The organism is Pseudomonas sp. FG47, from assembly GCF_057809115.1.
Genome location: NZ_JBMDJI010000067.1, coordinates 1 through 11976 on the forward strand (window position 1 = coordinate 1; position 11976 = coordinate 11976).

10 protein-coding genes, 1 pseudogene and 1 riboswitch are annotated in these 11976 nt (G+C 65.6%); of the genes and pseudogenes, 3 read left to right on the forward strand and 8 right to left on the reverse strand.

Annotated features, from left to right (window positions below):
• Positions 1–79: 79 nt before the first annotated feature.
• Complete coding sequence (locus ACODS5_RS24235) at positions 80–2203, reverse strand: TonB-dependent receptor (RefSeq protein WP_489109846.1); 2124 nt, start codon at positions 2201–2203, stop codon at positions 80–82.
• A gap of 109 nt (positions 2204–2312) precedes the next feature.
• A riboswitch (cobalamin riboswitch) is annotated at positions 2313–2518 on the reverse strand.
• Between the two features lie 160 nt (positions 2519–2678).
• Between ACODS5_RS24235 and ACODS5_RS24240 the strand changes: the two genes are divergently transcribed.
• Positions 2679–3425: an outer membrane beta-barrel protein gene (locus tag ACODS5_RS24240; protein ID WP_134693855.1), complete on the forward strand. Its 747-nt coding sequence runs from the start codon at positions 2679–2681 to the stop codon at positions 3423–3425.
• 74 nt (positions 3426–3499) lie between these two features.
• Here ACODS5_RS24240 and ACODS5_RS24245 read toward each other — a convergent pair whose 3' ends face one another.
• The 3 genes from ACODS5_RS24245 to lpxO form a co-directional block, all read right to left on the reverse strand.
• Positions 3500–4069 carry a GNAT family N-acetyltransferase gene (locus tag ACODS5_RS24245; RefSeq protein ID WP_134693856.1) on the reverse strand — a complete coding sequence of 190 codons (570 nt, stop codon included), beginning with the start codon at positions 4067–4069 and terminating at the stop codon, positions 3500–3502.
• A 77-nt stretch (positions 4070–4146) separates the two neighbouring features.
• Positions 4147–4491 carry a carboxymuconolactone decarboxylase family protein gene (locus ACODS5_RS24250; RefSeq protein WP_134693857.1) on the reverse strand — a complete coding sequence of 115 codons (345 nt, stop codon included), beginning with the start codon at positions 4489–4491 and terminating at the stop codon, positions 4147–4149.
• A 135-nt stretch (positions 4492–4626) separates the two neighbouring features.
• The gene (gene lpxO / locus ACODS5_RS24255; protein ID WP_134693858.1) at positions 4627–5526 is read right to left on the reverse strand and encodes a lipid A hydroxylase LpxO; all 900 of its coding nucleotides are present in this window, start codon (positions 5524–5526) and stop codon (positions 4627–4629) included.
• Between the two features lie 216 nt (positions 5527–5742).
• Here lpxO and thpR point away from each other — a divergent pair, with 216 nt between their 5' ends.
• A complete protein-coding gene (gene thpR, locus ACODS5_RS24260) occupies positions 5743–6288 on the forward strand; it encodes an RNA 2',3'-cyclic phosphodiesterase (RefSeq protein ID WP_489109847.1) in 546 nt (181 codons plus the stop codon).
• Here the strand turns inward: thpR and ACODS5_RS24265 are convergent.
• The 4 genes and pseudogenes from ACODS5_RS24265 to ACODS5_RS24280 form a co-directional block, all read right to left on the reverse strand.
• Positions 6252–7679, reverse strand: a complete 1428-nt coding sequence (locus ACODS5_RS24265) for an ABC-F family ATP-binding cassette domain-containing protein (protein WP_489109848.1) — start codon at positions 7677–7679, stop codon at positions 6252–6254. The two genes, thpR and ACODS5_RS24265, sit on opposite strands and share 37 nt — an antisense overlap.
• Positions 7680–7807: 128 nt before the next feature.
• Positions 7808–7966, reverse strand: a pseudogene (locus ACODS5_RS24270) (NAD(P)H-dependent oxidoreductase); the annotation flags it as partial.
• A gap of 39 nt (positions 7967–8005) precedes the next feature.
• Positions 8006–9631, reverse strand: a complete 1626-nt coding sequence (locus ACODS5_RS24275) for a methyl-accepting chemotaxis protein (RefSeq protein WP_134693861.1) — start codon at positions 9629–9631, stop codon at positions 8006–8008.
• 219 nt (positions 9632–9850) lie between these two features.
• A complete protein-coding gene (locus tag ACODS5_RS24280) occupies positions 9851–11050 on the reverse strand; it encodes an NAD(P)/FAD-dependent oxidoreductase (protein WP_489109849.1) in 1200 nt (399 codons plus the stop codon).
• A gap of 259 nt (positions 11051–11309) precedes the next feature.
• Between ACODS5_RS24280 and ACODS5_RS24285 the strand changes: the two genes are divergently transcribed.
• Positions 11310–11849 (forward strand): RrF2 family transcriptional regulator, encoded by a 540-nt coding sequence (locus tag ACODS5_RS24285; RefSeq protein ID WP_134693863.1) that lies wholly within the window; start codon positions 11310–11312, stop codon positions 11847–11849.
• Positions 11850–11976: the final 127 nt, after the last annotated feature.

The window sequence follows — 11976 nt, forward strand, 5'->3', positions numbered from 1 at the left end:
GCATAGCCGGTGCCAACCACCGCGTCACCTGCTTCGCCAGCAAGCTGGCTCCTACAGGAGTAGCGCATGGCGGGGGACCCTAGAAGCTGTAGTCGACCGTAGCGAAGTACGACCTGGGCGCCCCCAGCAGCCATTGCTCACCGCTGTAGCTGGACTGGGCGTACTGGCGGTCGAACAGGTTGTTCACCTGCAGGCCCAGGCGGACGTCGGGCAGCAACTGCCAGCCGAGGTTGGCATCGACCACGGTGTAGCCAGGCACTTTGGCGTCGTTGGCGGCGCTGGTGTAGCGTTCGTCCACATAGCGCAGGCCGATGCCCGCGTCGACGGTCTGACCGAAGCCTTTGCTCAACCACAGGTTGGCGGTTCGACGCGGAACGTCTTGCGGGTGGTTGCCGGCCCGGTCGTAAACCATCCCCCCACTGCGCTGGATGAAATCATCGTACTTGGCCCGCACCAGTGCGGCGTTCGCCGATACCTGCCACTGGTTGCCCAAGGCCAGTTCCAGGCTCGCTTCGAGCCCGTCGGAGGTCTGTTGGCCAGCTTGCTGGCTACGCTTGGACACCACGTCATACACCGGCAGCTTCTTCTTGACGATGTGGTAGGCGGCCAGCGTCCACTCGCCGCGTCCGTCCCAGAAGCGTTGTTTCAAGCCCAGCTCGGTCTGCTTGGCTTCGGTCAGTTCCAGGCGCTGCTCGGGACGCAAGGTCAGCAGGTCGCCGACGCCGTCCTCGCTGGTGGAGTACTGGCCGTACAGCGACAAGTCGTCGGTGGCCGCGAACACCAGCCCGGCACGCCAGTTGCCACCGCTCAGGCTGCGGTCGCTGCGAGTGCCATCGACCAGGTTGTCACGGTCGATATGGTTCTGGTCGCGGCGCACGCCGGTCACCAACGACAGGCGCTCGGTGAGTTGCGTTCGGTTTTCGGCGAAAAGCGCAAAGGTGCTGGTTTTGGACAGCATCTGCGGGCGCAGCGGCGAGCCACTGTGGAAACCGCCAGGGGTGGGCTGCCAAGGGTCGAGTGGGTCACTGCCGTTGTCGTTGTAGGGCGAGTTGCTGTCGACATTGAAGCGGATCTTGTTGTACTCCGCGCCGACCACGGTCTTGCTGGCCAGGCCGAACAGCGCATGATCGAAGGTGAAGCTCTGGCGGTCGCCGATCTGTTCCTGGTTATGCCTGATCTCCAGGAAGCTGCGACGCTGGATCATCGCGCTATCGGCATCCCAGGCGTACTCCTCGGCGTTGCGCCAGTGCCGGCGGCTCTTGATGTAGTACAGCTGGTTGCTGGCGCTGAGGCTGTCGTTGATCTGCCAGTCGCTGGTCAGCCGGGTCCATTCATCGTGGTAGCGCTGCTGGTCGTTGCTGACGTTGTAGTTCTTCTTGCGCAGGCTGCCACGCAGGTGGCCGTCGATCAGCGGGGTGCCGTAATAGTTGGCCGGTTGCGCGTCGCCGCGTTCATGGGACAGGGTGAAGCTCAGGTCGTCCGTGGCATCGAAGCGAAGGGCCGCCGACAGCGCCAGGCTGCGCGAGTCGGTGCGGTCGACCCAACCGTTACCCGCTTGCTGGTTCAGGGTGAGGCGGTAGCTCAGGCGGTCGCTCAGGCTGCCGCCGCTGTCCAGGCCGAGCTGCTGGCGGTCCCAGGAACCGTAGCCCAGGCGCAGGTGGTTGCGGATGTCGCCGCTGAAGGGCTTCTTCGGGATCACGTTGACCACCGCGCCGGTGGCGCCTTCGCCATACAGCACCGAGGCCGGGCCGCGGACCACCTCGATACGCTCGACCATCCACGGGTCGACCGGGTAGGTGAGGGTTCCGGCGCCAGCGTAGAGTCGCGAGCCATCGAACAGGGTCATCACCGAACTCTGGCCGCTGAAGCCGCGTGCCGACAGGCCAGTGCCGCCATCGCCCGGGGAGCCGATGAAGGTGATGCCCGGCGAGCGGGTCACGGCGTCCTGCACGGTCTGGTTATTGCGCCCGAGTATCTGCGCCTCGGTGAGGGTACTGGTGCTGGCTGGTGTTTCCAGGGCGCTGAGGTTCAGGCGCGAGCCGGCTTGCGTCGGCGTCGCCAGGTCGATGGCCTGCGGGTCGCGGTTGTCGGTGATCGCCGTGGAGGGCAGGGTAAGCGTGGCGCCGGGCTGATCGTCGGCCAGCGCGGGCAGGGACACGGCCAGGCAGGCCGCCAGGGTGTGAAGCTTGTTGAATCGGGACATGTCGTTCCACTGCTACAGGAATGAATGGATCCCGGTGGAAAACACGCAAAGGCGAATCGCGTAGGCGGGCGCGCACGCGGATACCGGCCTGCGCCCGCCCACCGCGGGTTGCCAAGTGAAGCCTCAGGCCGGTCTCCGGGCTTGCGAGGGTCATGAAGCCTTCACCTTCCCATGCCTGTGCACAGTGGTGTGTCGAAGGTTTCGCTCGCTTACCGTTGCGGGGGCAGCGCCGGACTTGTCGTGGAAAACGACGCACCGGTTTCCCGTTTCACCCTGCGCGCGGCGGCGCAGGACACCTGAAACTGGCGCGCATCTGACCATCGAACCGGCAGGGAGTCAATCGTTTGAATGAAGGCAAAATCTGTGACGCTTTAGCGAGTTAGCGGTATTTGTCGAAACTTTTTCGAACTTTCCCCAGTGGCGTTGTCTCGAACCGGTCGTTCGTCATTCATTCACGTCATGGAGACTGCTGCGCATGTTTACTCGTAACCTGTTGCGTCATTCCTGCCTGCTGGCCTTGCTCGGCGCGCCCCTGGCCGCCACTGCGGCGCCGAGCAGCGATCCGCTGTTCACCCTCGGCCTGCTGGGGGCCTACGACAAGTTCAAGTTCGAGGGCGGGAGCGAATCGGACAAGGAGCACATGGGCCAGGGTGGTGTGTTCGCCACCTTCGGCAACAAGATGACCGCCGAATCCGGCTTCATCTACCAGATCGGCGCCGAGGCCAAGTACGGCAAGAAGAGCGACAACAAGCTCAAGGAGGCCCAGGCCGACCTCGACCTGGGCTGGCGCGCCGCGCTGGATGCGCGCAACTTCGTCGACCTGACGCTGGGCGGCGGCTACAGCTGGACACGCTTCGAGCCCGAGATCAACGACCTCGACACGCGGCTGACCTACAAGTCGCCGTTCGCCAAGGCGGCGCTGGGCTACAACCACCAGTTCGATGCCTCGACCCTGCGCGTGGAAGTGGGGGCACGGCGTAGCATCGATGGGCGGGCGCGCCTGAAGGTCGATGACTACGGCAGCGACAGCGTCGACATGAAGGATCGCACCAATCCTTACGCCGAGGTCACCTTGCTGATGAACCAGCAAGGCGGCATGCCGGTGCAGGTGGGGGCGTACTACACCCGCACCGAATACAAGCTCGACGAGGACACTCCGGTGGCTGACAACACCAAGCTCAAGCGTGATGAGTTCGGGGTGAAGGTGGGGTTGGCGTTCTAAGCGCCTGAGCGCTCCCAGGTACCGCGCAATCGGTAGGCGCCGGCCAGTCGGCGCCTACGCTTTTGGCGCGCCGGTCAGCGACCGCGCCGACGCGACACCCGTGCCTCGATATTCTTGCGGCCAATCAACAACGGCGGCTTCTCCAGCACCGGTTGGTCGGCCAGCCACTTGTACATCACCAGGCAGTCCACCAACCCCAGTTCGGCGTGTCGATAGGCCTTGGGCAGGCGTCCGACCGTGTCGAAACCCAGCTTGTGCCAGAGCGCCACGGCCACCTCGTTGGTCGCCACCACCGAGTTGAACTGCAAGGCCAGGAACCCCTCCTGGCGGGCGAGTTTCTGCGAGTGTTCGCACATCAGCCTGGCCACGCCACGGCCACGGGCGTGCTCGCTGACCATGTAGCCACAGTTGCCCACGTGCCCGCCGGGGCCAGCGGCGTTGGCCTTGAGGAAATACGAACCCAGCAGCGCGCCGTCGGCCTCGGCCACCAGGGTGCGCAGCGGAGCTTGCAGCCACAGCGCGCGCGCTTGTTCAAAGCTGAGCCCAGGGTCGAAGGCGTAGGTCTGGCGAGCCTGGACGATGGCCTGGAAGGTGGGCCAGAAGCGTTCGAAGTCTTCCGGGGTCATGGGGCGGATTTGGATCATGGTGGTTCCTGCGGGTACTGAGCCGCTCAGTCTGGGCGGCGCGGCGCCGTCGTGCAAGAGCGACGGCGCCTGGTGCGTCAGGCGCCGGGCTTGCCCACGGCATCCAGGGCCCGGGCCGAGTAGACCAGCGCGGCGCCGGCGTTCATCGCCACGGCCACGCCCAGCGCCTCGGCGATTTCCTCACGGGTGGCGCCATGCTTGACCGCCTGCTGCGAATGCACGGCGATGCAGCCGTCGCAGCGGGTGGTGACGGCCACCGCCAGGGAGATCAGTTCGCGGGTCTTGGCATCCAGGTGGTTGGTCTTGGCGCCGGCGCCGCTGGCGGTCATGTAACCGGCCACGGTATCGGGGGAAAGTTGCTTGAGATCGCCGATGCCGGCCATCAACTGCTTACGGTAGGCGTCCCAGTCCATCATGCTCATCGTGTTCACCTTGTTAGGTTGGCAACAGGAGCTTTCAGGCTAGTCGATGTTGGCGGCGGCGGGGCACAGAAGGAGGGAGGGGCCTCGGCAAGCTCGTCTCCCTGAGGGCGCGAGCTTGCCAGCGAAGGCACCCGGTCAGATGTAGATGAACACCAGCACCAGGGCGGCGACCACGGCCCATTTTTCCAGGTAGTAGCGGGTGCGGTTGCGCTTTTTCATGGCCTTGCCGCGTTCACGGATCTTGTAGATGCGGGTGAACAGGCGATTGATGCCACCGGTCTTGTCGTTGGCGTCGTTGGGCGCGGCAGCGGCGGCCATCACGTTGCGGCTGAACCAGCGGTTGAACGCGCTTGCCCAGCGGTACTTGAGCGGGCGCTCGACGTCGCAGAACAGGATGATGCGGTTGTGCTCGGTGGTGTTGGCGGCGTAGTGGATGTAGGTCTCGTCGAACACCACGCCCTCGCCGTCGCGCCAGGAGTACTTCTCGCCGTCGACGTCGATGTAGCAGCCGTCGTCGTTGGGCGTATCCAGGCCCAGGTGGTAGCGGTAGGAGCCGGCGTAGGGGTCGCGGTGGCGCACCAGCTTGGCGCCTGGCGGCAGGGTGGCGAACATCGCCGCCTTGACCGAACCGATGCCTTGCAGCAGTTCGGTGGTGCGTGGGCACAAGGTCATCGCCGAAGGGTGGCTCTCGCCGTACCACTTCAGGTAGAAGCGCTTCCAGCCGGTCTTGAAGAACGAATTGAAGCCGACATCGTCATAGTTGTCGGATTTCTTGATCTCGCCGGCCTGCAACAGCTGTTGGCCTTCGGCGCGGATCTCCTGCCAGTGGTCCTGCAGCACCTGCAGTTCTGGGAAAGACTCCACCGGCAGGTACGGCTTGGCCGGGTGCTTGGAGAACAGGTAGAGGAAGGCGTTCACCGGGGCCAGGAAGCTGGAGTGGTCGCCCAACTGGCGGGTCAGTTTATGGCGAACCCGGCCGCGCAGGTGAACATAGGCGATCGAGAGTACGAAGATCAGTACGAGTGCAATTTTCATGGACGTTTACTTGTCGAAAAATGGCCATGCGCCATGGCGTAAGCCCGCCAGCATAAACAATCGTGGCCTGGGTTTGTACCTATTGTTGCGACAAATCCACACGACTTAGGTGGGATGGCCCTACAGGTTGCGTAAACGATTCAACTGCCTGTGCAGTCTTTTCCTATGGTAGGGGCGTTACACTCATGCCCACGATTCGCTGCCAAGGAGCCCCCCATGATCCAGGATGCACGCCAGAGCGGGGTACCCTTCAAGCGCCTGTTCTTCGCCCTGCCGGTCACCGATACCCAGTGTCGGGCCTTGGCGCAATGGCGGCGAGCCCTGGGCCTGCGCAGCGGCAAACCGGTGCCGGCGGAAAACTTCCATGTCACCCTGGCGTTTCTAGGCGATGTCGACACCGCCCAGGTGCCGGCGATCTGCGCCGCGGTCGAGCGCCTGGCGCGCCCGCAGGCGCCGCTGCGCGTGCTGCTGGACCGCTTGCAAGTCTGGCCGCGCGCCGCGGCGCTGGTGCTCGAACCCGAACAGGCGCCCGTTGCCTTGCGGCAACTGGTCTACGCCTTGCACCAGGCGCTGTTGCCGTTGGGCATCGCGGCGCCGACGCGCGAGTACCGGCCGCACCTGACCTTGTCGCGGGACTATCGCGGCCAGGTGCCGGAAGCCAGCGAGGCGCCGGAGTTTTACTTGATGGCGCGGCACTTCACCTTGTACGAGTCACGCAAGGGTCGCTATTGGCCGCTGGCCGAGTGGCCCCTGGCACAGTGAAAGCTGCGCGTGATCCCCAGAGCGTCGAGGAAGCCCTGGTCGTGGGAGATCACCAGCAGGGCATTGGGGTAGTGGGCGAGCACCTCCAGCACATGGTTACGTGTGCGCAAATCCAGGTTGTTGGTCGGTTCGTCGAGGATCAACAACTGGGGCGGGCGCGCGGCGATGCAGGCCAATGTCAGGCGTGCCTTTTCTCCGCCGGACAGCGCCTGGACCGGTGCCTGCACCGCTTCGGCCTGGCGGAATAGAAAGTCCGCCAGATGGGCGCGCAATTGCGCCAGCGTCCATTCGGGCACCTGCCTGGCCAGCGCTTGCAGGACGCTGAGGTCAGCCGGCAAGGTGGCATAGTGCTGGTCGAGGTAGCCAATGTCCTCGGGGGCTGGGGTCAACCAGTCACCTTGGCGCCATACGGCTGGATCGCCGAGAAGGGCTCGCGCCAGGGTCGACTTGCCACTGCCGTTGGCGCCGGTCACGGCCAGGCGTTCGCCGCCGGCCAACTGCAAGTCGATGCCGCTGAGCACCGGGGTTTGGTCGTGACCGATGCTGGCGTCGCGCACCTGGATCAGCACCCGTGACGACTGCTGTGCGCCCGGCAGTTGAAAATGCGGCACTATCACCGGCTCTGGACGCAGCTCGGCCAGTTGCGCGCTCAGGTCGCGCTGCGCTTGCAGGATCTGCGCCTGCTTGCGGCCGGCGGTGGTGCTGCCGCGCCCGAGCTTGGTCGGCGAACGTATGGTGGCCCACTTGCGGTTCTCGATCGCCTTGGCGCCGCGCTTGCGGGCGCTGGCGGCCCTGACCTGCTCCTGCATCAATGCGTCGTGGGTGCTGTCACGGGCCTGGCGCACGGCGCTGATGCGCTTGTCGAGCTGGGCGCGCTGCAGGTCGCGTGCGGCCATGTAGTCGGCGTAGTTGCCGTTGAACACCTCGAGGCGTCCGTGGTGCAGGTGCCACAGGGTGTCGCAGGCCTGGTTCATCAGCGTGATGTCATGGGTGACCAACACCAAGGTCCCGGGGAAATGCTCGAGCATGCGCGACAGCGAGCGCCGGTTGTGGCTGTCCAGGTGGTTGGTCGGTTCGTCGAGCAACAGCAGGTCGGGCCCTGGGGCGAGGGCTTGGCTGAGGGCCTGGTTGACCCGCTGGCCGCCGCTGAGTGACGACGCGTTGTCCAGCACCTGCGCCAGGTGGCCGATGCGCAGGCCACCATGGCGTTCGATGCGCCCTTCGCTGGGCGCCAGGCTGCCCTGCAACAAGCGCAGCAATGACGACTTGCCGCTGCCGTTGTCACCGATGATGGCGATGCGCTGCCCCCATTCGATGCGTGCATCGATGCCGCTGAAGCACTGCTTGCCGGCGTGATTGAGGCTGATACCGTGCAATTCGATCATGGCCATGGCGGCGTGGGCCTCCGTGCCCGAGTCCAGATACGCGCGACCATGATAGCCGTTCATGGCGTCGCGGCGTACCCGCGCGCGCCGGCCGGCCGTTCAAGCAGCGTTGTCCAGGTTGTCGAACAAGCCAAGGCCCAGCCATTGCTGAATACGCGCTCGACCCAGCCTTTGAGCAGGGCCGGCAGCGACCACCAGTAGATGGGGTAGACCAGCAGCAGGGTATCGGCGCGTTCGATGCGGGCTTGTTCGGCCAGCACATCGGCGGGTGGTTTGCCCAGGCGTCGGTGTACGGTGGCGATGGTCGAGCGGCAACGATAGCCCCGTTGGGGTTACAGCTTGAACTGCGCCACCATGCCGTTCAGGTCCACCGCCAGGCGCGACAGGTCCTGGGCCGCCGCGCTGGTCTGGTTGGCCCCGGCCGAGGTCTGCATCGCCAGGTCGCGGATGTTCAGCAGGTTGCGGTCCACTTCCCGCGCCACTTGCGCCTGCTCTTCGCAGGCGCTGGCGATCACCAGGTTGCGCTGGTTGATCGAGGCGATGGCGTCGGCGATCAGTTCCAGGGCCTGATCGGCCGCCTGCGCCACTTCCAAGGTGCCGCTGGCGCGCCCCTGGCTGCTGTGCATGGCACTGACCGCGCGCTCGGTGCCGTTCTGGATCGCGCCGATCATCTGCTCGATCTCGGCGGTGGACTGCTGGGTGCGGTGGGCCAGTGCCCGCACCTCGTCGGCGACCACCGCGAAGCCACGCCCGGCCTCGCCGGCGCGAGCCGCCTCGATGGCGGCGTTGAGGGCCAGCAGGTTGGTCTGTCCGGCGATCGATCCGATCACATCGAGCACCCGGCTGATTTCGTTGGCGCTGTTGGCCAGTTGCTCGATCTCACTCGAGGTGCCGGTGACATCGTTGACCAGATGCTGAATCGAACTCAGCGCCTGATTGACCTGGTCGCGGCCGTCGCGGCTGGTCTGGTCGGCGCCTTTGGAGGCATCGGCGGTGCTCACCGCGTTGTTGGCCACTTCCTCGACCGCGGCGGTCATCTGGTTGACGGCGGTGGCGGCCTGGTCGATCTCGGCGCTCTGCTGGTGCAGGCCGCGGCTGGTGTCCTCGGTGACGGTGTGCAGTTCCTCGGAGGCCGAGGCGAGTTGGTCGGAGGCCCCGGCAATCTGCCGCAGGGTGTCGCGCAGGCTGTGTTGCATGCGGCTCAGGGCGCGCAGCAGCAGGGCCGGTTCGTCGCGTCCGGTGATGGTGATCTCGCGGGTCAGGTCACCGGTGGCGACCCGCTCGGCGACGGCCACGGCGTCGGCCAGGGGCAGGACGATGCTGCGGGTGAGCAGGGTGGCGATGGCGACCAGGGCCAGCAGGATCAGCGCCAGGGTGGCGACGATCAGGGCGAAGGCTTCGTCGGAGGCGTCGCTGCTGCGCAACGAGGCCTGTTCGGCGCCCTTGGTGTTGTAGTCGATCAGCGCGGCCAGGGCGTGCATCATGCTGTCGGCGTACTCGGCCAGCGGGCCGTTGATCAGGCGCCGCGCCTCGTCCAGTTGCTCGTCGGCGGCGGCATCGCGAATGGCTTTCTGCAGGCCGTGATAGCGTTCGCTCAGGCCCATGAAGGTGCTGAACAGCGCGCGGTCGTCGGCATTGATGATGGTTTTCTCGTAGGCTTTTAGGTCGTCTTCGAGCTGACGGTTGACCTCGACGATCCTGGCCAGGGTGGCCTGGCGCGCGGCGGCGCTTTCCTCGAGGGCGCTGCGCAGGGTGAGGGCGCGGGCGCGGCCAAGGTTGCTGCTGACTTCGCCCAGGGCGAGGACGGCGGGCATCCAGGTGATACGGATCTCGTCGGTGGCGCGGTCCATCTTGCGAGTTTCGTAGAGGGCGACCAGGCCCATGGCCAGGACCAGGATCCCGAGCAGGGTGAACAGGCTTGCGGCCCGAATGCCGATCTTCATGTTCCGAAATTGCATGCGACGCTCCTTGACGGTGGCAGGCAGGCGTCAAGAGCGCGGGTTTACCGGGCTCGGTGGGTCAGGCTCTCGATGCGCTGCGAAGGGTTATATCCTCACGGTTCATGTTGTTTTTTTCGGAATGATGACATAGTGCCACCATTGTTGACCAGTCGTTCAATGTCATGACGAATACGAAAAGCCCGTCACTTGTGTGACGGGCTTTTCGTTTTCAGTCACTCAGACGATCGCGATCAGCGGGTCTGCCGCTGCCAGTGCCTGGGCACGGTCGGCGGCCGGCGGGTAGATCCAGACTGTATTGATCTGCTGCTTCATCGCCTTGCCTTCCAAGCCCTGGAGCTTGAGTTCGCGCTCCCAGCCCTCACTGAAGGTCGCCCCCCACTCGCCCAGGTCGAGGCAGGTCACGTACTTGGGCTGGCGGTACACCACAGGCTCCAGGCCCAACAGGTCAGCCATGGCATTGTTGCCCGAGTGGCGGCCCATGGGGATGGCGTGCTGGCAGGTCATCAGCGCGTGGTTGCCGAGCTCGTCCACCGCCGCCCAGGCCACGTCACCGGTGGCGTAGATATGCGCCTGGCCGACGACCTTGAGGTGGTCGTCAACGCGCAGGCGGCCGAGGCCGTCACGCTCGCCGGCTACTTGCGCGGTCAATGGGCTGGCCTTGACGCCAACGGTCCAGATCACGGTCTTGCTGGCGATGTAGTCGCCGTTGTCGAGGGTCACGCCACCGGCATCGACCGCCACCACCGAGGCGCCGGTCAGCCACTGCACGCCGGCTTGTTCCGAGGCGGCAATGATCGACGGCGTGATACCGGCGCCCAGCGCCGCGCCGACGCTGCTGCCACGGTCGACCAGCACCACTCGGGCCTGGCCTTCGCCGAGGATGGCGCGCAGACGGGCGGGCATTTCGGTCGCGGTTTCGATACCGGTGAAACCGCCACCGCAAACCACCACGGTATTGCGCGCCGGGCTGGCCGGTAGGTCGGCCAGGCTGGCCAGGTGCTGCTCGAGGCGCACCGCCGACTCCATCTGGTCGACATCGAAACTGTGCTCGGCCAAGCCCGGCACGGCGGGGCGGGCCACTTGGCTGCCGGCAGCGAGTACCAGGCGGTCGTAAGCGATTTGCTGGTGCTGGCCATTGTCGTCGACATAGCCGACCTGGCGCGCCTGGCTGTCGATGTGCTCGGCGTGGCCGCGGATGAAGTTCACCCCGACCACCTCGAACAGGGCCGCCAGCGGTGCCTGCAGGGTGTGCGCGTCGGCTTCGTAGAAGCGCGGGCGGATGCGCAGTTGTGGTTGCGGGGCCAGCACGCTGATGCGTACATCGCCGCGCTGGGCCTGGTCAAGCAGGCGGGCGGCGCTCAGGGCGCTCCAGACGCCGGCAAAGCCGGCACCGATGATCAGGATGTGAGAGGTCATGAAGAGGCTCCGCAAGGTAGGGGACGAGGGTTCGATCGGGGCGTGGGCGCTTGCCGAATAACTACGACTTTATTGGTCGTAGTTTGTTGCCGCAAGTGTTTTTTTCATCCGCGCTCGGCCGTGGGCCGCGTGAATCTGGCTGTAACCCTTGTGCCATGGCACTTCGGGGGGCTGTGAAAAAAGACGGGTGGTCGACTGAGGTTTTGCCAGGCGTGCGTGGAGGGCGTACTATTTGCGACAAATTTAGTCGGAGATTGATATGTCGCTGTACAGTGCCGGCGTCGAATACGGCATCCATTGCCTGTTGTTCCTGGTCGATGAACGTGGCGACAGCCGCGAGTCGAGCGTGCGCGACCTGGCCGAGCTGCAAGGCGTGCCCCAGGAGTACCTGGCCAAGGTCTTCACCAAGCTGGCCCGGGCCGGGCTGGTGGCGGCCACCGAGGGGGTGCGTGGTGGCTTCCGCCTGGCGCGGCCCTCGGACGAGATCACCGTGCTCGACATCGTCAACGCCATCGATGGGCCGAAGAAGATCTTCGACTGCCGCGAGATCCGCGAGCGCTGCGCGGTGTTCGAAGGTTCAGCGCCGGGCTGGGCGACCGCGGGCACCTGTGCCATCCACGCGGTGATGCTGGGCGCGCAGAAACGCATGGAGGAGGCCCTGGCCCAGCAGACCATCCTCGACTTGGCGCGGCGCTTCGGGCGCAAGGCGCCTGCCGAGTTCGGCCAGCAGGTCAATGACTGGATGAGCGAGCGCCGCGAAGGGAAGGGCGCGGGGGATATTCCGCTGCTGCCGGTGTAACGCAACGCTGTAACCCGTAGGCGCCAGCCTTGCTGGCGAACCAGGCGACACGGTGGCTGGCACCGGCTGTGGCGGTGTTCGCCGGCAAGCCGGCTCCTACGCCGGTTGCGGCCTGCAATACCTGTAG